The following is a 19407-nucleotide window of genomic DNA, read 5'->3' as shown; positions in this document are numbered from 1 at the left end:
CCTGTACCCGGATCTTCGCCTCGTCCGCCGGATCGTCGCGAACGGCGGCCTCGGAGATCCGATGCCCCGTCACCCGCGTCCCGCCGGCCCTCGGCGCTTCGCGCCGTTCCGCCGTGCCCATCACCGTGTCACTCCCCACCGCCAGCAGACCGCTCGCTCGTTTCCGAAGACCCGTGCTCCCCAGTGGCTGCCCGGCTTGCGCTGTTTTACGCCGCCCGGGTGCAGGATGCGGCTCCTGTTGCCGATTCCGCCCCGTTTCCCGTAGTGAAGTACGAACGACGCGTCACGAAGATTCCCGGGGAACGAAAAAATTCGGCCAACCGCCTTGGTCGGCCACGATGAAGACCCGGCGCTGTCACCATCGGTTTCGGGGAGACAACTCCCGCAATGCCCGGACAACTCGGCATGCCTCGTCGCTGGCGCGGAAGTTCGGCCTCAGGCCCGGTCTTCGAGTTCCCTGTGCGTCGGTAGTAGGCTCGCGCCGTTTGTTGACGCACACGTGTACCCCCGGTAGTCCCGGGGGGCCGAGCTGGGGGAGGCCATGCGCTTTCGCGGGAAGTCCATCCGCCGGAAGATCGTGGCGCTGCTTCTCGTGCCGCTGGTTTCCCTGACCGCGATCTGGTCCTTCGCCACCGTGCTCACGGGGCGTGAGGCGGCCGACCTGTTCAACGTGTCGACCGTCGTGGAGAAGATCGGCTACCCGATCGAGGACACCGTCCGCGTCCTCCAGGAGGAACGCCGCCAGACCCTGGTCTACCTCGCCGACCCCCGCGCCTCCGACGGTCTCGCCGCGCTCCGGCGCAGCCGCACCGCCACCGACGAGGCCGTGGGCGGCATCCGCCGCAACGCCAGGAACCCGGACGTGCGCGACGCGATGGGCGAGGCCACCGACGAGCGGCTGACCGCCGTCCTGGACGCCTTCGAGGGCATCGAGTCGCTGCGCCGCAGCGTCGAGGACGGCACCGTCAACCGCTCCCAGGCCCTCGACCTCTACAACCGGCTCGTCGACCCGTGCTACGTGCTCCTCGCCAACCTGCACGTGGTCGACAACGTCGAACTCGACAAGCAGTACCGCGCGCTGGTCAACCTCGCCCGCGCCCGTGAACTGCTCTCCCGCGAGGACGCCCTCCTCGGCTCCGCCCTGATCGTCGGCCGGATCACCCATTCCGAAGAGCGCGACATCTCCGACCTCGTGGCCCAGCGCACGCTGATGTACGACGTCAACCTGCAACTGCTGCCCGTCGCCGAGCGCGACCGCTACCAGACCTTCTGGAAGAACGCCTCCTCCGCACCGCTGCGCGTGGCCGAGGAAGCGGCCCTCGACTCGGGGGCCGGGACGCCCCGCGGCGTCACCGCCAAGAGCTGGGACAGCGCCGCCGGCAACGTGCTCGACGAACTCGGCACCCTCAACGACCAGGCCAACGACCGCTACCAGGACCGCGTCCACCCCGTGGCCGTGGGCGTCATCGCCAAGGCCGTCATCGCCGGCGCCCTCGGCCTGATCGCCCTGCTGCTCTCCCTCTTCCTGTCCGTGCGCGTCGGCCGCACCCTCATCCGGGACCTGAGGCAACTGCGCCTGGAGGCACACGAGGCGTCCGGGGTGCGGCTGCCCAGCGTGATGCGCCGCCTGTCCGCGGGCGAGCAGGTCGATGTCGAGACCGAGGTGCCGCGCCTGGAGTACGACAAGAACGAGATGGGCGAGGTCGGCCAGGCCCTCAACACCCTGCAGCGCGCCGCCGTCGAAGCCGCCGTCAAACAGGCCGAACTGCGCGCCGGCGTCTCCGAGGTCTTCGTCAACCTCGCGCGGCGCAGCCAGGTCCTGCTGCACAAGCAGCTCACCCTGCTCGACGCCATGGAGCGCAGGACCGAGGACACCGAGGAACTCGCCGACCTGTTCCGCCTCGACCACCTGACCACCCGCATGCGCCGGCACGCCGAAGGCCTCGTGATCCTCTCCGGCGCCGCGCCCTCCCGCCAGTGGCGCAAGCCCGTCCAGCTCATGGACGTGGTCCGCGCCGCCGTCGCCGAGGTCGAGGACTACGAGCGCATCGAGGTCCGCCGCCTTCCGCGGATCGCCGTGACCGGCCCGGCCGTCGCCGACCTCACGCACCTCGTGGCCGAACTGCTGGAGAACGCCACGGTCTTCTCCCCGCCGCACACCGCCGTCCAGGTCCTGGGCGAGCGCGTCGCCAACGGCTTCACCCTGGAGATCCACGACCGCGGTCTGGGCATGGCGGCCGAGGCGCTGCTCGACGCCAACCTCCGGCTCGCCGAGACGCCGGAGTTCGAACTGTCCGACACCGACCGGCTCGGCCTGTTCGTGGTCAGCCGTCTCGCCCAGCGGCAGAACGTCCGGGTCTCCCTGCAGCCCTCCCCGTACGGCGGCACGACCGCCGTCGTCTTCATCCCGGACGCCCTGCTCACGGACGACGTGCCCGACACGAACGGCATCGGCTTCCGGCTCGACCGCCCCCAGCTGACGGCACACGACACCGGGTCGCAGGAGGGCCGCCGCACCGCCCTGTCCAAGGCGCCCGCAGCACGTCCCGGCCTGCCCGCCTCGCTGCTGGACGGACCGGTCGAGCTGGAGGCCCCCGTCGACCTGGACGCCATCGACGACTTCCCGGACGCCATCGAGGGCGAGGACAGCGAACACGGCGGCCTCTTCCGCCCTCGTCACTCCCTCACCCGCGCCCAGGACGAGACCGCCGGCCGCCGCACCGACGCGCACCAGCAGGCCGCCGACGCCCCCGGCGCACGGGAGCGCGCCGACGCCGGGGACGGGCTGAGCGCCCCGGTCCCGCTGCCCCGCCGCCACACCCCCAAGCTGGTCAGCTCGCACGGCCGCCCGGTCACCGAGTACCGCCCCCGGCGGGGCAGGGCCGACGAGGAGAGCGCGGACACCGGCCGAGCCGAAACCGGGCCCACGGCCGCGCTTCCGGCGCGCCGCCGCGGCGAGGACGCCGCCGGTGGCCGTCCCACGGACCGGACCGGGCCGGAGGAGCCCGCGTCCGCGCTCCCCGGCCGGCGCCGCACCGAGGGTTCCCCGGCCGGCAGCCGTCACGAGGAGACCCAGCCGGGCACGCCCCCGCCGCTCCCGGCCCGCCGCCGCGGGACCGAGTCCGCCGCCCGGGGCATCGGTGCGGCCGGCCGGGACGAGGACCGCGGGCAGTCGCCGGGCTCGTCCGGCGGCGCCTTCGGCGATCCCGCGGAGTCGTCCGCCCTGTCCCGCAGGACCCGCCGCGCGGAGACCGCCTCCCGTGGCCCCGACGGCCCCGACGGACCCGACCGCCACGTCGGCGGTCCGCCGGAGAACACCGGCGGACCCGCGCGCCGCGCAGCGGGCTCCGGCGCCCTGCCCAGCGCGTCCGGCACCCCGTCGCAGGCCGCCGGACGCGGCACCGCGCGGCCGGGCGACGGCGCCGCACGGCGGGGCGACGGAACCGCGCGGCCGGGAGGCGGGGGCGGCGCACGGCCGGGAGGCACCGCACGGCCGGGCGAGGAGGGCGCCGGCACCGCGCCGCTGCCCCGGCGTGTCCGGCAGGCCAATCTGGCCCCCCAGCTCAAGCGGGGAACCGATCCGCGCACCGAGGACCGGACCGAGCCCGCCGAGCGGGACGCCGAGGAAGTACGCAGCCGCATGGCTTCGCTCCAGCGCGGCTGGCAGCGCGGCCGTAGGGAGAACGCCGCGGGCGATGCCGCCCACAGCGGCACAGCACCACAAGGAACGACAGAGGGGGACGGTCGATGACCGCACCGAAGGCGACCGACCACACCGCGAACAGCAAGGGGGAGCTGAACTGGCTCCTCGACGACCTGGTGGACCGCGTCGCGAGCATCCGCAAGGCCCTCGTGCTCTCCGGCGACGGCTTGCCGACGGGCGTGTCCAGGGACCTGACCAGAGAGGACAGCGAGCACCTCGCCGCCGTCGCCTCCGGGTTCCACAGTCTCGCCAAGGGCGTGGGGCGCCACTTCGAAGCCGGCAACGTCCGTCAGACGGTCGTCGAACTCGACGACGCCTTCCTGTTCGTGACCGCGGCCGGCGACGGCAGCTGCCTCGCGGTCCTCTCGGACGCCGACTCCGACGTCGGCCAGGTCGCCTACGAGATGACGCTGCTCGTCAAGCGGGTCGGTGTGCATCTGGCCGCCGCTCCGCGCACCGATCTGCCCGCAGGCGGGTAGTGGGATGGCATGAGCGCTGACGGTCAGGGAAGAAGTCACTGGTTCGACGACGAGGCCGGGCCGGTCGTCCGTCCGTACGCCATGACGCGCGGCCGCACCAGCAGCCAGGGCCAGCACCGCCTGGACCTGATCGCGGTCGTGGTCGCCGAACCGCACGCGGACGACGCGGAGGCGGACCACATGCTCTCCCCGGAGCACGTGCACATCGTCGAACTGTGCCGTGCGGACCCGCAGTCGGTCGCGGAACTCGCAGCGGAACTCGATCTGCCGATCGGGGTGGTACGGGTCCTCGTCGGAGATCTCGTGGACGCCGAGTTCGTCCGCGTGAACCGGCCCGTGCCCCCTGCCGAGCTGCCGGACGAGAGTATTCTGCGCGACGTCATCAACGGCCTCCGGGCGCTGTGATCAGCGTGAAGGCGGGGTTCTGACGTGACTGGCCGGCAGCTCCGGACCGATCGAGGCGGCACCTTCACCGGCGTCGTCGCGCGGCGCCCGGACGGCCGGCCCCTCCCGCACGAGCCCTCACCGGACCTTCCGGCACGCTGCGCCCGCGGCGGTCCGGGACGTCCGCACACGCACGGCCGGCCCCCTCGGCCCTACGCGTCATCACAACCCCGGCGGCGGAGGCTACGGACCGCCGTCGCCCGACCCCCATCAAGCAGGAGAGAGACCGATGATCTTCGGGCGTTCTGAGCGCGGCAAGCCTCCGGTCGAGCCCGTCACGCTCAAGATCCTGGTGGCCGGCGGCTTCGGCGTGGGCAAGACCACGCTGGTCGGCGCGGTCAGCGAGATCCGACCGCTGCGCACCGAGGAACTGCTCACCGAGGCCGGGCGCCCGGTCGACGACCTCCGCGGCGTGGAGAGCAAGCACACCACGACCGTGGCCATGGACTTCGGCCGCATCACCCTGCGCGAGGACCTGGTGCTCTACCTCTTCGGCACACCCGGACAGGAACGGTTCTGGTTCATGTGGGACGAGCTCTCCGAGGGCGCGCTCGGAGCCGTCGTGCTGGCCGACACCCGCCGCCTGGAGGACTGCTTCGCCGCCGTCGACTACTTCGAACGGCGCTCGATACCCTTCCTCGTCGGCGTCAACTGCTTCGAGGGAGCCCCGCGTTACCCCGTCGAGGACGTCCGCCAGGCTCTCGACCTCGACGCCGGCGTACCGCTCCTGATGTGTGACGCCCGTGACCGCGAGTCGGTCAAGGAGGCCCTCATCGGCGTCGTGGAGCACGCGATGGCCTACGCGGCCGACCGCCGCCAGACGGTGACCAACTGACGTCCCCGGGCACGCGGGTGCGGCCCGCACCCCCGCCGACAGGGGTCCGGGCCGCGGTACGAGGAGCCGCTCCACGCGCGCGTGGTCAGCTGTCGCCCTCCTCCCAGCCGAAGCTCTTCTCCACGGCCTTGCGCCAGTTGTGGTACTCGCGGTCCCGCACCGACGCCTCCATCGACGGTGTCCACTCGACGTCCTTCTGCCAGTGGGCCTTGAGTTCGTCCAGGTCGTTCCAGACGCCGGTGGCAAGTCCGGCCGCGTAGGCGGCACCCAGACAGGTCGTCTCGGAGACCTTCGGCCGCACCACGGGAACGTCGAGCACGTCCGCCTGGTGCTGCATGAGCAGGTTGTTCTTCGTCATGCCGCCGTCGACCTTCAGGGTGGTGATCCGCACCCCGGAGTCCTGGTACATGGCGTCCACGACCTCGCGCGTCTGCCAGCTCGTCGCCTCCAGCACCGCGCGCGCGAGGTGCGCCTTGGTGACGTACCGGGTGAGGCCGGTGACCACACCGCGCGCGTCGGAGCGCCAGTACGGCGCGAACAGACCCGAGAACGCCGGCACGATGTAGGCGCCGCCGTTGTCCTCCACGCTCGCGGCCAGGGGCTCGATCTCGTCGGCGGTGCGGATGATGCCGAGCTGGTCGCGGAACCACTGCACCAGGGCGCCGGTGATCGCTATCGAACCCTCCAGGCAGTAGACCGGCGCCTCCCCGCCGATCTTGTATCCCATCGTCGTCAGCAGACCGCTCTTGGACGTCACCGGCCGGTCGCCCGTGTTGAGCAGCAGGAAGCTTCCCGTGCCGTAGGTGTTCTTCGCGGTGCCCACGTCGTAGCAGGCCTGACCGAACACGGCGGCCTGCTGGTCGCCCAGCGCCGAGGCCACGGGCACGCCGGAGAGCTGGCCGACGGCGGTGCCGTACACCTCCGCCGAGGACTTGATCTCGGGCAGCATGGCCTCGGGGATGTTCATCGCCGAGCAGATCGACGAGTCCCACTGGAGGGTCTCCAGGTTCATCAGCATGGTGCGCCCGGCGTTGGTCACGTCCGTGACGTGCTGCCCGCCGTCCGTACCGCCGGTGAGGTTCCAGATGAGCCAGGAGTCCATCGTGCCGAAGGCGATCTCACCGCGTTCGGCCCGCGCGCGCAGATCGGGCACGTTGTCGAGCAGCCAGGCCGCCTTGGGTCCCGAGAAGTACGTGGCCAGCGGCAGCCCCGTCTGCTCGCGGAAACGGTCCTGCCCGTCCGAGCCGCCCAGCTGGTTGCACAGCGACGCCGTCCGTGTGTCCTGCCAGACGATGGCGTTGTGCACCGGTTTGCCCGTCGCGCGGTCCCACAGCAGCGTCGTCTCGCGCTGGTTGGTGATGCCCATCGCGCTCAGCTGGTCGGCCCGCAGACCGGCCTTGGCCAGCGCGCCGGCCACGACCGCCTGCGTCTTGGACCAGATCTCGGTGGCGTCGTGCTCCACCCAGCCCGGCTTGGGAAAGATCTGGCGGTGCTCGCGCTGGTCGACGGCGACGATCGCGCCGTCCTGGTTGAAGACGATGCAGCGGCTCGACGTGGTGCCCTGGTCGATGGCCGCAACGTACTTCTCGGCGTTGTCCGTCATGACTACCCCTCGGGCTCGTTCAGAAGGCTGCGTTGTAGATGACGCCACCCAGCAATCCGCCGATCAACGGTCCGACGACGGGGATCCACGAGTAGCCCCAGTCGGACGTGCCCTTGTTCGGGATCGGCAGGACGGAGTGGATGATGCGCGGTCCGAGGTCACGTGCCGGGTTGATGGCGTAGCCGGTGGGACCACCCAGGGACAGACCGATGCCGACGACCAGGAGCGCGACCAGCAGGATCACGATGCCGGATCCGTAGATGCCTTCCCCCTGACCCGCGATCTGCCCGATGCCGATGCCCTCCACGTGCCGGTTGTTGCCGACCAGGGCCAGCAGGGGCAGCACCAGCGCGATGGTCGCGAGGATCTCGGTGATCAGGTTGGCGACCGGGTTCCGGATCTCGGGGATCGTGGAGAAGATGCCCAGCGTCGGGACCGGTTCGTCGACCGTTCCCTCGGTCGTGCCGCCCTTGCGCGTGTTGGCCTGGAACTGGGCGAAGTAGACCAGGTAGGCCAGCACGGCCCCGAGCATGGCACCGGCCATCTGCCCCAGGATGTACACCCAGACCTTGTCCCACACCCCGGTGTCGACGGCGAGGCCCAACGTGACGGCCGGGTTGAGGTGTCCCCCGGAGAGGGGAGCGGCGGTGTACGCGCCGGCCAGCACCGCGAAACCCCAGCCGAACGCGATCACGATCCATCCGGAGGCCTGCGCCTTCGAGAACCTGAGGGTGACTGCGGCGCACACTCCGGCGCCGAACAGGATCAGGATCGCCGTGCCGATCAACTCGCCGAAGAATATGTCTCCGTTACTCATGGCGGCTCCTAGGCCGTGGCCCGGGACGGTCCGCCCCGGTCCTCACGTGCAGGGTGCGTTTCCCATGGCTGCTTCAGCCGAAGGCAGGGAGGTCCCGCGCCCCGCCCGGCATCCGTGACGAGCCTGCCGTCGCAGCCGACTCGCCTGTGGGGGAAGGGGCCTTGACGCAGGCGCGCCCGCGCGCCGCAGTGCCGGAATACGCCGAGTATGTACGGCGATGTCGACTGACACCGGAAGTGTTCACCGGCACCCCAAAGGCGTCAAGGTCGCCGACCGCAACGGTTGACGGCCATGTGACGGTCGCCGGGCTCCTGCCGGGCCGGGGCCGGTTGCACGGCCGTGGCGGCGCCCGGTGGGTCGTTGTTCAGATCTGGTCGGACCCGCGCGCACCGGTGAGCCGCGCGAGGCCTGGCGGATGGTATCCGGCCTCCACCGGGTGCCCGGCCCGTACCGAACCTCACCGTCGGCGATCGTTCAGCCGTACCCGACACCCGGTTTCCTAGTGTCCAGGATCTACCTGACCTGCCAACTTCTCAACCGGACGATCCGATTCCTGTTGCGGGCCGCGACAGGAGGGCCTGAGCGGGAGGCTCACCGGCCCGCGGGGGCGCGGTCTCGGGGCGGGCGTGGCCGATCGCGGTCTCGGGGGTGGGCGCTTGGACGGGGGCGGTCACGGGGTGGGCCTGGACGAGCGTCGTCACTGGGCCGGCCTGCACACGGGGCGGGCCCGGATGCCGCAGTCGCCGGGCCAGCCCGGCAGGTCAGGCTGGATACGGACCGACTGGCGCCACGGGGGCGGCCTCGCTCCGTCCGGAGGCCCGCGCTCGCGCACGGCTGCGCGACCAGGGCAAGGCACCCGGCCCGCCACGGCGCTGACGCGGCACGGCCTCGGCCGGGAAATGGGCCGCTGCGCGGGTGCCGTGCGTCCGGCCGGCCATCACCCGCGCGACGCCCCACCCCGCGCACCCCGCAGCTCCGCTAACGCCCCCCGCTCCGCCCCGACACACCCCGCCGGTGCCGGCGCCACCTCCCGGCGGGTCTCATTGCGCGGCCCGCCCGCCGCCCGACCCAGGACCCAGCTCGCGCCGCGCAACCCCTTCGCCGCCTTCTTCAGCGGTGCCAGGCACGCCGCCGCCTCCCGGTGGTCCGTCACGCTGCCCGGCGCGCACGGCACCGTCGCGAGCGACAGCGTGACCGGCCGGCCCTCCGCCGCCCGCGGCGCGTCCCGCACGGCGGCGGCCAGCGGATCAAGGCTCTCCACGTCCGCGAGGACCAGGGAGTCGTCCCCGCCGATGTGCCCCACGCGCGTGCTGCCCGTCGCGGCCTGCTGCAGCGCCCGCCCCACCGCCCGGATCAGTTCGTCTCCGGCGGCGAACCCCGCTCCGTCGTTGACCTGCTTCAAGTGGTCGACGTTCAGCCAGCTCAGGGCGGGCCGCCCCGCCGCGATGCGCCGGTCCACCCCACCGGTGATCGCGTCCGAGCCGGGCAGCCGCGTCAACGGATTCAGCCCGGCCGCTTCCTCCACCCGCGTCTCCGCCAGGGCGCGCACGAGGTCCGCGAGCCGGACGACGCCCACGCACCGCCCGTACGCGTCCGCCACGGCCGCATCGTCCGAGGTGCGATCCCGCCCGCCGACCACCCGATCAGCAGGGCCCTACACTGTCCCCCCGGACGCCGTGGCGGGCAGTAGCGCAGCGGGCCGCACGAACCGCGCCCCGGCCGTCAGCGCTGCGGCGCACCGCCCCTCGGTCTCCACGCCCTCGACGGCCAGACCACCGGCGTACCCCCGAGGGCGGTTGCCGCACCGCGCTTCCCCGGTGCGGCCCACTCCTGATAGACGCAGGAGGCATGACACGACTCACCACCGTGGCACGCGGCCTGCTCACCACGCTCGCCGCGCTGCTGACGGCGACCGTCCCCACCGCGTCCGCCCAGGCGAAGACCGAGCCCGAAGCGCCTCAGGACTTCGTGGCGCTGAGCAGCGTGGACCCGACGATCCTCCAGGAGATGCGTTACTTCACGCCGCACAACTTCGTCGGTGAGCGCATCGACGGCTACGTCCAGCCCACCTGCATCCTCACCCGCCCCGCCGCCGACGCCCTCCACCAAGCGCAACGGAAGCTCCTCCGCCAGGGCTACACACTCAAGGTGTACGACTGCTACCGGCCGCAGCGCGCGGTGAACCACTTCGTCCGCTGGGCGGAGGACCTCGACGACCAGGCGATGAAGGGCGAGTTCTACCCGAACGTCGACAAGACCCGGCTGTTCACCGACGGGTACATCGCCGAGAAGTCCGGTCACAGCCGTGGATCCACCCTCGACGTCACCCTCGTCCGCCTGCCGGCGAAGCCGACCCGGCCCTACCGCCCCGGAGAACCTCTCGTGCCGTGCTTCGCACCCCAGGGCGAGCGGTTCCCCGACAACTCGGTGGACATGGGGACCGGCTTCGACTGCTTCGACACCCTCTCGCACACCCTCGACCCGCGCGTCCAGGGCGTACAGCGCGCCAACCGGCTGCTCCTCAAGAACACCCTCGAACGCCAGGGGTTCGTGAACCTCGCGGAGGAGTGGTGGCACTACACCTTCAAGCCCGAGCCCTACCCCGACACCTACTTCGACTTCCCGGTGTCCAGGAAGTCGCTCACGCGCCCGAACTGAGCCCGCCCGCGACGCCCTCTCCGTGATCGGCTACAGTCCGCGCGTGTCCGAAACTCAAGCCTCCACCACCAACTCCGCGCCGGACTCCCACTGTTCGAGCTGCGGCGCGCCCTACGGAGAGGGCGTCTCCGGCTGGCCCCGCACCTGCCCGGCGTGCGGCGCCGTTGCCTACCGCAACCCCCTCCCGGTCGCGGTGGCGCTCCAGCCCGTGTACGACACCAAGGGCACCGCCCTGGTCGTCATCACCCGAACCGTTGCCCCCGCGCGCGGGGGCATCGCCCTGCCCGGCGGCTACATCGACGACCGTGAGGACTGGCGGCAGGCCGTCGTACGGGAGCTCAAGGAGGAGACCGGCATCGACGCGGCCGGCCGCGACGTCCGCCTCGCCGACGCCATGAGCTCACCCGACGGGCACCTGCTGCTCTTCGGTCTCCTCCCGGAACGCCCGGCCGACGGCTTGCCGCCCTCCGCCGCCACGGACGAGACGGAGGGCTGGCACCTCCTGCGCAGGCCCGAGGAACTCGCCTTCCCCCTGCACACCGTGGCCGTACGAGCCTGGTTCGAAGGCCGCTACTAGGCCCGGCGCTTTTCGGTCCCGCGAACGCGCACGGGGTGGGGCGGCCCGCCCCCGCCGTCCTCACCCTCGCGTTCGACGACCACCCGCGCGCCCATCCACCGAGCGGTGTAGCGCTCGATCTCCGGTTCGTCCCAGCCCTCGCCCCCGTCCGGCACGACCAGCCCGCTCCCGGTCCGTCCCCGGGCGGGCGCCCACACCTCCAGCTCGAGGCCGCCGTCCTCCCCACGGACGGGAAGAACGGCACCCGCGCGCGCGAACACCGGGATCCGCGACAGCGGCGCGTCGACGAGCACCTGCGCCGGCCCCTCGTACGCCCGCTCCGTCAGCGTGTCGTACCAGCGCCCCCGGGGCAGCTGCACCACACGCCGGTCCACGCCCGGGTCCAGCACCGGCGCCACCAGCAGGCAGTCGCCCAGCAGGAAAGCGTCCCCGCAGTCGCGCAGCGCCCGGTCCTCCGGCGCCGTCCACCACACCGGCCGCACATAGGGCGCTCCGGTGCGGCGCGCCAGATGCGCCAGCGTCACGAAGTACGGCAGCAGCCGGCGGCGCTCCATGAGCGCCACGCGCGCGTGCTCCAGCACTTCGGGACCGAACTCCCAGGGCTCGCGCCGCCCCGCCCGCGCACTCGCGTGCGTGCGGAACAGCGGCAGCAGGGAGCCCAGCTGGAACCACCGCAGATACAGCTCGGGCGACGGATCACCGTCGACCCCCCCGATGTCCGGACCCGAGTACGGGACGCCGCACAACCCGAGCCCCAGCACCAGCGCCAGGGACGCCCGCAGACCGGGCCAGCCGGTGGCCACGTCCCCCGACCACGTCCCGCCGTATCGGTGCATCCCGGCCCACCCGGAGCGCGAGAACACAAACGGCCGCTCCTCGGGGGCGAGTCTGAGCACTCCCTCGAACCCCGCCCTGGCCATGCACAGCGCGTACACGTTGTGCGCCTCACGGTGATCCCCACCCCGCCCCTCCAGGGCGTGCCGTGCGGACCTGGGCAGGGTCGACTCCCCGAAGGCCGTGAACGACGTGGGCTCGTTCATGTCGTGCCAGAAGCCGGCGAACCCCTGCGCGAGCCGCTCCTCGTGGAGAGCGCCCCACCATTCCCGCACGCGCGCGTGCGTGAAATCCGGGAACACCGCCTCCCCGGGCCACACGACCCCCTCCACGACCTGCCCGGACGCGTCCCGCACGAACGCGTCCTCAGCCGTCCCGCCGTCGTACACGGCGTTCCCGGGAACGGCCTTGACGGCGGGGTCGACGATCGACACCAGCCGGATCCCGTCCCGCCGGAGTTCCTCCGCCAGAACGCTCAGCTTCGGGAAACGGTCCTGGTCGACCGTGAAGACCTGATGCGCGTCCAGGTGATCGATGCCGAGGTGCAACGCGTCGAGCGGCAGACGGTGCTCCACATAGCCCGCGACGATCCGGCGCACCTCCTGCTCACTGCCGAACCCCCGTCGCGCGTGGTGATGACCCAGCGCCCACCCGGGCGGCAGTGCGGGAGCCCCTGTGAGCGACGCCCAGGCGAGCAGCACGCGCGCGGGGGTGCCCACCATCACCCAGCAGCGCAGGGGACCGCCGTCCATCCGCAGCTCGCTCGTCCCGGCCCGGTCGTGCCCGGACCCCGCGCCCTCCTCTCCCTCGCGCAGGATCACCGTGCCGTCCCACGTGCTGTCGTGGAACACCAGATGCGTACCGCCGTCGGCCACCACCAGCTGCACCGGCATCGTGATGTACAGCGGGTCGTCACCGGGCCCGAAGGCATGACCGGGGTCGGTGTTCCACAGCCGGTACGTGCCGTCCGGCAGCCGCGGGCCCGACGCCCGCCCGCCCAGCCCGAAGAACCGCGCGTCGGCGGCCACCTCCGACCGCTGCATCCACCGCGCCGGTCCGCCGTCGACCGGTTCCCACCACCGCGGCGGCAGATCACGCCGCAGCGTCACACCGCCGGGCGTGCGCACCTCGACGGCGCCGAGCCGCGAGACCACGACCGTCACCCGCTCCGCCACCACACGCCAGCCGCCGTCCTTGTCCGGCTCCAGTACCGCCCGGGGATCCGGCTCGGGACAGCGGCCGGCCAGCGCGTACGACGGCTCGGGCTCCGCGCCGTCCCAGCCCCAGAAGACGGCACCGTTCACCGCGACGAGGATCCGCAGGTCGGACCGGCTGAACCGGACGACACCGCCCCCCGGCCCCGGCTCCACCTCCCGCACCGGCCCGGGCACCCGCGCCCGCTCCGCACCCCGCGCCGCCAGCCCGGTGGCGTCGGCCCGCCGCCTGCGCCACGCTGCCCGTACGGTACGCACACCCTGCGCCGCCCCCACCGAAGCCACCGCTTTCACCGAACGCACCAGGTCACGACCGTTCATGCTGCTCACCCTGCCACTGACCGTCGCCCGAGAGCGTGTCGTTCAACTGCCGTTCACCCGTGCCAAGACCACATCTTCACGACACGGACTATGTGGGGCGCGCCCTGGTGTGGAAGTCGATCACATGGCATTGTCCGTCCCAGCCGCGTCACGCGCACACCCCAGCCCGTGCGCGGAGGACGCACACGACGCGCACAGTCCGGGAGCCGACCATGCCGACCGAAAGTCCTCAGCCGCTCTGGCAGCCTGACCCCGAGCGCATCGCACGGGCACGGATCACCAGGTTCCAGGCCTGGGCCGCCGAGCACCACGGCGCCCCCGCCGACGGCGGGTACGCGGCCCTGCAACGCTGGTCCGTCGACGACCTGGACGCCTTCTGGACGGCCGTCACCGAGTGGTTCGACGTACGCTTCTCGACCCCCTACGCGCGCGTGCTCGGCGACCGCGCGATGCCGGGCGCCCAGTGGTTCCCCGGCGCGACCCTCAACTACGCCGAACACGCCCTGCGCGCCGCCGGCACCCGCGCCGGTGAACCCGCCCTCCTCCACGTCGACGAGTCGCACGAACCACGCCCCGTCACCTGGGCGGAACTGCGCCGCCAGGTCGGCTCCCTGGCCGCCCAACTGCGCGCCCTGGGCGTCCGCCCGGGAGACCGCGTCAGCGGCTACCTCCCCAACATCCCGCAGGCCGTCGTCGCCCTCCTCGCCACAGCCGCCGTCGGCGGCGTCTGGACCTCCTGCGCCCCCGACTTCGGAGCCCGCAGCGTCCTCGACCGCTTCCAGCAGGTCGAACCCGTCGTGCTCTTCACCGTCGACGGCTACCGCTACGGCGGCAAGGAACACGACCGCCGCGAGATCGTCGCCGAACTGCGCCGCGAACTGACCACCCTGCGCGCCGTCGTGCACATCCCCCTCCTCGGCACCGACGCGCCCGAGGGCGCCCTGGACTGGTCGGCCCTCACCTCCGCGGACACGGACCCCGTCTTCGAGCAGGTGCCCTTCGACCACCCCCTGTGGGTGCTCTACTCCTCCGGCACGACCGGCCTGCCCAAGGCCATCGTCCAGTCCCAGGGCGGCATCCTCGTCGAGCACCTCAAACAGCTCGGCCTGCACTGCGACCTGGGCCCCGACGACCGTTTCTTCTGGTACACCTCGACCGGCTGGATGATGTGGAACTTCCTCGTCTCCGGCCTCCTCACCGGCACCACGATCGTCCTCTACGACGGCAGCCCCGGTTATCCGGACACCGGCGCCCAGTGGCGGATCGCCGAACGCACGAAGGCCACCCTCTACGGCACCTCCGCCGCCTACGTCATGGCGTGCCGCAAGGCCGGCGTGCACCCCTCCCGCGACTTCGACCTCTCCTCCGTCCAGTGCGTCGCCACCACCGGCTCCCCCCTGCCGCCCGACGGCTTCCGCTGGCTCCACGACGAGGTCCGCGACGACCTCTGGATCGCCTCCGTCAGCGGCGGCACCGACGTCTGCTCCTGCTTCGCCGGAGCCGTACCGACCCTGCCCGTCCACGTCGGCGAACTCCAGGCCCCCTGCCTCGGCACCGACCTGCAGTCCTGGGACCCGAGCGGCCAACCCCTGATCGACGAGGTCGGGGAACTCGTGGTCACCAATCCCATGCCCTCGATGCCCATCCACTTCTGGAACGACCCGGACGGCAGCCGCTACCACGACAGCTACTTCGACACCTACCCCGGCGTATGGCGGCACGGCGACTGGATCACCGTCACCTCACGCGGCTCCGTCGTGATCCACGGCCGCTCCGACTCCACGCTCAACCGCCAGGGCGTCCGCATGGGATCCGCCGACATCTACGAAGCCGTCGAGCGCCTCCCCGAGATCAAGGAATCCCTCGTCATCGGCGTCGAGCAGCCCGACGGCGGCTACTGGATGCCCCTCTTCGTCCACCTGGCCCCCGGCGCCACCCTCGACGAAGGCCTGCTCGACCGCATCAAGCGCACCATCCGCGAACAACTGTCACCGCGCCATCTCCCCGACGAGATCATCGAAGTACCCGGCATCCCGCACACCCTCACCGGCAAGCGCATCGAGGTCCCCGTCAAGCGCCTTCTCCAAGGCACCCCCTTGGAGAAGGCGGTCAACCCGGGCTCCATCGACAACCTCGACCTGCTGGGCTTCTACGAGGACCTGGCCCGCAAACGGGCCTGACCCGCACTCCCTGTCACCGACGCTGCAGGCGCAGATCATCGCAGATCTCGCCGTGACCTGCGCTTTCGCTCATTTCTCCACTGTGCGATCACTCGCCCCACCTGATTGTCAGTGCTGACGGTTACTGTGAGTGAGCATTGATCGACCGTGCACAGGGGGACACACATGGCGCACACCGACAGCCGGACCATGCGACGCGTCCTGCGCCGCGAAATCGCCGGCACCATCGGCCTGCTCACCGACGAGCACGACTTCCGGGCCATGCGGCGCTACCGCAGCTTCGCCTTCGACGACCACGAGACCTACCTCGAACAGGTCGAGGGCCTCCTCAGGACCCGCGCCCTGCAAGGCAGCCACACCGCCGTCGCCCTCTTCGACCCCGAGGACTACGCCGACTTCTGCCGCCGCGAAAGCCTGGACCCCGACCTCCCGTCCAGCCGCACGCGCTTCACGGCACACCTCGCGCTGACCGGCCCGACCCTCCCGTACGAGGGGCAACCGCTCGCCGACCTCCTCGCGGCCCTGGTCGACGAGGCCGTCCGGCAAGCCACCTGGGAGTACGCGACCACACTCCTCGCCCGCCTGGGCCCCTGCGCCACCTGCGGCGAGGACATCGGGCGAGCCGCCTTCACACGAGCCTCCCACCTCCTCGCCCGCATCCTCGACACAGCCCCACCAGGCAACCGGCACCTCGTCTGCAGCGTCACGGGAGAACCCGAAACCCTCATCGCCGTCCTCCACACCACCGACACCGGCGAGGCCCTGGAACTCGACGAGGCCGAAGTCCTCGAATTCACCACCGTCCTGGCCCTCGGCCTGGCCACCGAAAGCCCCGGCGGACTCGTCATCCGCACCAGCGCCCCAGGCACCCCCGACCGCGTCTACGGCTGGCGGCTCCGCTCCTACGCACTCGACCCCCTCACCGCCGGAGAGGTCTTCGACGCCTACTGCACCGACATCGAATCCGGAGACCTCATCTCCCCGGAATCCAACGTCGACTACTGCCGGCCGCCCGACCTCGGGGAGGAGAAACCCGCACAGGGTCACCACCACTGAAACGCCGGAGGGGCGCCCCACCGCAGTGAAGCGCCCCTCCCTGGCAGCCGTCAGCCGGCCCAACTACTCGCCCGACAGCACCGCCTGCGCCGCACTCCGCGCCTCCTCGGCGCTGTCCGTCGCACGCGCCGCCGCAGCGGCACGCTCGCACTGCGCCAGCGTGTACTTCGCGAGCGTCGCCCGCACGTAAGGAATCGACGCCGCACCCATGGAGAGAGAGGTGACGCCCAGACCGGTCAGCACACACGCGAGCAGCGGATCGGACGCGGCCTCACCGCAGACACCACAGCTCTTGCCCTCGGCCTTCGCCGCCTCGGCGGACAGCGCCACCAGGTCGAGCAGCGCCGGCTGCCACGGATCCTGCAGCCGGGAGACCGCACCCACCTGACGGTCGGCGGCGAAGGTGTACTGCGCGAGGTCGTTCGTCCCCAGCGACAGGAACTCGACCTCCTGCAGAATCGACCGCGCCCGCAGCGCGGCCGACGGGATCTCGACCATCGCGCCGAACTTCGCCCGCAGCCCCGCCTCACGACACGCGTCCGCGAAGGCCCGGGCATCCGTACGGTCCGCCACCATCGGGGCCATGACCTCGAGGTAGACCGGCAGCCCCTCCGCGGCTTTGGCGAGCGCCGTCAGCTGGGTGCGCAGCACCTCCGGGTGATCGAGCAAGGTCCGCAGACCCCGCACGCCCAGTGCCGGGTTCGGCTCGTCGGACGGCGTCAGGAAGTCGAGCGGCTTGTCGGCACCCGCGTCCAGCACCCGCACCACGACACGCCCCTCGGGGAACGCCTCCAGCACCTGTCGGTACGCGGCGACCTGCTTCTCCTCGGACGGCGCCTGCTTGCTGTCGTCCAGGAAGAGGAACTCGGTACGGAAGAGGCCGACACCCTCGGCACCGGCCTCGACGGCGGCCGGCACATCGGCAGGGCCGCCGACGTTCGCCAGCAGCGGCACCTTGTGCCCGTCCGCCGTGGCACCGGGCCCCGTCGAAGCCGCGAGCGCCGCCCGCCGCTCAGCCGCCGCGGCCTCCAGCTGAGCCTTCTTCTCGTCGCTCGGCTCCACGAAGATCTCCCCCGTGCTGCCGTCGACGGCGATCATCGTGCCCTCGGCGAGCTCACCGGCACCCGGCAGCGCCACCACGGCGGGCACGCCGAGCGCCCGCGCCAGAATCGCACTGTGGCTCGTGGGACCGCCCTCCTCGGTGACGAAGCCGAGCACCAGAGTCGGGTCGAGCAAGGCCGTGTCGGCGGGCGCGAGGTCACGGGCGACCAGGACGTAGGGCTCGTCGCTGTCGGGAACGCCCGGCATGGGGACCCCCAGCAGACGGGCGACGATGCGATTCCGCACGTCATCGAGGTCGGCCACGCGGCCCGCGAGGTACTCACCGGCGTTCGCCAGCAGCTCGCGGTACGAGGCGAAGGCGTCGTACACGCCGCGCTCGGCCGTGCTGCCGACGGCGATCCGGCGGTCCACGTCGGCCATCAGCTCGGGATCCTGAGCCATCATGGCCTGCGCCTCGAGCACCGCCTGGGCTTCGCCCCCCGCGAGATTGCCGCGCGCTATCAGGTCGGCGGCCACAGCCTCCACGGCCTTGCGGGCGCGCCCCTGTTCACGCTCCGCCTCTTCCGCGGGAATCTGCTTCGCGGGCGGCTCGAGCACCGCCGTCCCCATGTGCCGAACCTCGCCGATCGCCACACCGTGGCTGACACCGACGCCTCGCAGCGTTGTCTCCATCTCACCCGTCTCCGATAGTGCGGCGGGCCCCGCCGCCACGTTGGTTGTCGTACTCGCCGTCATACGACGGCACTGACGTCACTTCCAGAGGAAGAGACTGTCACCGGCCTTCACATCGCCGTTGTCGCGAAGATCGGAGAGGGCCTCGGCCGTGGCCTCCAGCGCCACGACCGGGCAGACCGCGGACTTGCCGGCGGCCTCGACCGCGGCAGGGTTCCAGCGCACGATGCCCTGACCGCGGCGGACGGTGTCGCCCTTGTTCACCAGCAGCTCGAAGCCCTCGCCGTTGAGCTGCACGGTGTCGATGCCGAGATGGGTGAGCACACCGTGTCCGCTCTCGTCGACCACGACGAACGCGTGCGGGTGCAGGGAGACGATGACGCCGTCCACGGGAGAGACGGCCTCGGAGGGCTCACGTACGGGGTCGATGGCTGTGCCCGGGCCGACCATGGCCTGGGAGAAGACCGGATCCGGCACGGCTGCCAGTCCGATGGCGCGTCCGGCGAGCGGGGACGTCACGGTGGTCATGGGAAGCCTCCCAGGGGTGGAGATCGATAGGGCCGTCCCAGTAGGTACCGGACGGCACACTGTTCAGCAGCGTATGTCACCTGAAGTGCCGGTTCCGTGCGGGCACTCCGAAGTGGTCTAGACCATACCGCATAGGGATTTGCACCCGCTCCGCGGCCGCGTGTACAGTCGTACTCCTGCTTGGGGCTGACCGACGCCAGTTCGCGTCCCGGCCCGGCAGCATCCAACTTGTCAGATCCTATCTCTGAGTCCCCTTCTGCATGCCTGCAGGACGGTGGTCAGAGGGCCGGAAAAACACTGATAGAGTCGGAAACGCAAGACCGAAGGGAAGCGCCCGGAGGAAAGCCCGAGAGGGTGAGTACAAAGGAAGCGACCGTTCCTTGAGAACTCAACAGCGTGCCAAAAGTCAACGCCAGATATGTTG

At 71.6% G+C, this 19407-nt stretch carries 13 protein-coding genes and 1 pseudogene; 8 read left to right on the top strand and 6 right to left on the bottom strand.

The features are described 5' to 3' along the window. Nucleotides 1-541: 541 nt before the first annotated feature. From RIN80_RS20055 to RIN80_RS20040, 4 genes are all read left to right on the top strand, one after another. On the top strand, nt 542-3751 hold the full coding sequence (locus tag RIN80_RS20055) for a nitrate- and nitrite sensing domain-containing protein (RefSeq protein ID WP_309097000.1): 3210 nt from the start codon (nt 542-544) through the stop codon (nt 3749-3751). Continuing rightward, nucleotides 3748-4182, top strand: coding sequence for a roadblock/LC7 domain-containing protein (locus RIN80_RS20050; protein WP_309096999.1), 435 nt, complete (start codon nt 3748-3750; stop codon nt 4180-4182). The genes RIN80_RS20055 and RIN80_RS20050 overlap by 4 nt, the downstream gene beginning before the upstream one ends. A 9-nt stretch (nt 4183-4191) precedes the next feature. Continuing rightward, nucleotides 4192-4587 (top strand): DUF742 domain-containing protein, encoded by a 396-nt coding sequence (locus RIN80_RS20045; RefSeq protein ID WP_309096998.1) that lies wholly within the window; start codon nt 4192-4194, stop codon nt 4585-4587. 268 nt (nt 4588-4855) lie between these two features. After that, the gene (locus tag RIN80_RS20040; protein ID WP_309096997.1) at nt 4856-5461 is read left to right on the top strand and encodes an ATP/GTP-binding protein; all 606 of its coding nucleotides are present in this window, start codon (nt 4856-4858) and stop codon (nt 5459-5461) included. Between the two features lie 85 nt (nt 5462-5546). On the opposite strand, the gene glpK is transcribed toward RIN80_RS20040, so the two are convergent. The 3 genes and pseudogenes from glpK to RIN80_RS20025 all read right to left on the bottom strand — a co-directional run. Continuing rightward, nucleotides 5547-7064, bottom strand: a complete 1518-nt coding sequence (glpK, locus tag RIN80_RS20035) for a glycerol kinase GlpK (protein WP_309096996.1) — start codon at nt 7062-7064, stop codon at nt 5547-5549. Nucleotides 7065-7083: 19 nt separating this feature from the next. Then, the gene (locus RIN80_RS20030; protein WP_309096995.1) at nt 7084-7881 is read right to left on the bottom strand and encodes an MIP/aquaporin family protein; all 798 of its coding nucleotides are present in this window, start codon (nt 7879-7881) and stop codon (nt 7084-7086) included. Nucleotides 7882-8818: 937 nt separating this feature from the next. Beyond that, a pseudogene (locus RIN80_RS20025) lies at nt 8819-9517 on the bottom strand (diguanylate cyclase domain-containing protein); the annotation flags it as partial. 212 nt (nt 9518-9729) lie between these two features. On the opposite strand from RIN80_RS20025, the gene RIN80_RS20020 reads away from it, so the two are divergent. Continuing rightward, entirely contained in the window at nt 9730-10539 is an 810-nt protein-coding gene (locus RIN80_RS20020; RefSeq protein WP_309096994.1) for a M15 family metallopeptidase, read from the top strand. A gap of 43 nt (nt 10540-10582) precedes the next feature. Further along, nucleotides 10583-11116 (top strand): NUDIX domain-containing protein, encoded by a 534-nt coding sequence (locus RIN80_RS20015; RefSeq protein ID WP_309096993.1) that lies wholly within the window; start codon nt 10583-10585, stop codon nt 11114-11116. Here RIN80_RS20015 and RIN80_RS20010 read toward each other — a convergent pair. Beyond that, entirely contained in the window at nt 11113-13485 is a 2373-nt protein-coding gene (locus RIN80_RS20010; protein WP_309096992.1) for a TIM-barrel domain-containing protein, read from the bottom strand. The two genes, RIN80_RS20015 and RIN80_RS20010, sit on opposite strands and share 4 nt — an antisense overlap. Before the next feature lie 212 nt (nt 13486-13697). Here RIN80_RS20010 and RIN80_RS20005 point away from each other — a divergent pair, with 212 nt between their 5' ends. Further along, the gene (locus RIN80_RS20005) at nt 13698-15665 is read left to right on the top strand and encodes an acetoacetate--CoA ligase (RefSeq protein ID WP_309096991.1); all 1968 of its coding nucleotides are present in this window, start codon (nt 13698-13700) and stop codon (nt 15663-15665) included. Nucleotides 15666-15830: 165 nt separating this feature from the next. Beyond that, nucleotides 15831-16721 (top strand): hypothetical protein, encoded by an 891-nt coding sequence (locus RIN80_RS20000; protein WP_309096990.1) that lies wholly within the window; start codon nt 15831-15833, stop codon nt 16719-16721. A gap of 63 nt (nt 16722-16784) precedes the next feature. On the opposite strand, the gene ptsP is transcribed toward RIN80_RS20000, so the two are convergent. Together ptsP and RIN80_RS19990 are read right to left on the bottom strand one after the other, a co-directional pair. Further along, nucleotides 16785-18455, bottom strand: a complete 1671-nt coding sequence (gene ptsP / locus RIN80_RS19995; RefSeq protein WP_309096989.1) for a phosphoenolpyruvate--protein phosphotransferase — start codon at nt 18453-18455, stop codon at nt 16785-16787. Between the two features lie 78 nt (nt 18456-18533). Next, nucleotides 18534-18983 (bottom strand): PTS glucose transporter subunit IIA, encoded by a 450-nt coding sequence (locus RIN80_RS19990; protein ID WP_094056410.1) that lies wholly within the window; start codon nt 18981-18983, stop codon nt 18534-18536. Between the last annotated feature and the right edge of the window lie 424 nt (nt 18984-19407).

This window comes from Streptomyces sp. (assembly GCF_031181705.1).
Classification (GTDB): domain Bacteria; phylum Actinomycetota; class Actinomycetes; order Streptomycetales; family Streptomycetaceae; genus Streptomyces.
This window is presented reverse-complemented; position numbering and strand designations above follow the sequence as displayed.

Bases quoted from the DNA above. Each gene is read 5' to 3' on its own strand.
- glpK (WP_309096996.1), bottom strand. From the start codon at position 7,064: ATGACGGACAACGCCGAGAAGTACGTTGCGGCCATCGACCAGGGCACC.
- RIN80_RS20045 (WP_309096998.1), top strand. From the start codon at position 4,192: ATGAGCGCTGACGGTCAGGGAAGAAGTCACTGGTTCGACGACGAGGCC.
- RIN80_RS20030 (WP_309096995.1), bottom strand. From the start codon at position 7,881: ATGAGTAACGGAGACATATTCTTCGGCGAGTTGATCGGCACGGCGATC.
- RIN80_RS20050 (WP_309096999.1), top strand. From the start codon at position 3,748: ATGACCGCACCGAAGGCGACCGACCACACCGCGAACAGCAAGGGGGAG.
- RIN80_RS20020 (WP_309096994.1), top strand. From the start codon at position 9,730: ATGACACGACTCACCACCGTGGCACGCGGCCTGCTCACCACGCTCGCC.
- RIN80_RS20055 (WP_309097000.1), top strand. From the start codon at position 542: ATGCGCTTTCGCGGGAAGTCCATCCGCCGGAAGATCGTGGCGCTGCTT.
- ptsP (WP_309096989.1), bottom strand. From the start codon at position 18,455: ATGGAGACAACGCTGCGAGGCGTCGGTGTCAGCCACGGTGTGGCGATC.
- RIN80_RS19990 (WP_094056410.1), bottom strand. From the start codon at position 18,983: ATGACCACCGTGACGTCCCCGCTCGCCGGACGCGCCATCGGACTGGCA.
- RIN80_RS20010 (WP_309096992.1), bottom strand. From the start codon at position 13,485: ATGAACGGTCGTGACCTGGTGCGTTCGGTGAAAGCGGTGGCTTCGGTG.
- RIN80_RS20005 (WP_309096991.1), top strand. From the start codon at position 13,698: ATGCCGACCGAAAGTCCTCAGCCGCTCTGGCAGCCTGACCCCGAGCGC.
- RIN80_RS20000 (WP_309096990.1), top strand. From the start codon at position 15,831: ATGGCGCACACCGACAGCCGGACCATGCGACGCGTCCTGCGCCGCGAA.
- RIN80_RS20040 (WP_309096997.1), top strand. From the start codon at position 4,856: ATGATCTTCGGGCGTTCTGAGCGCGGCAAGCCTCCGGTCGAGCCCGTC.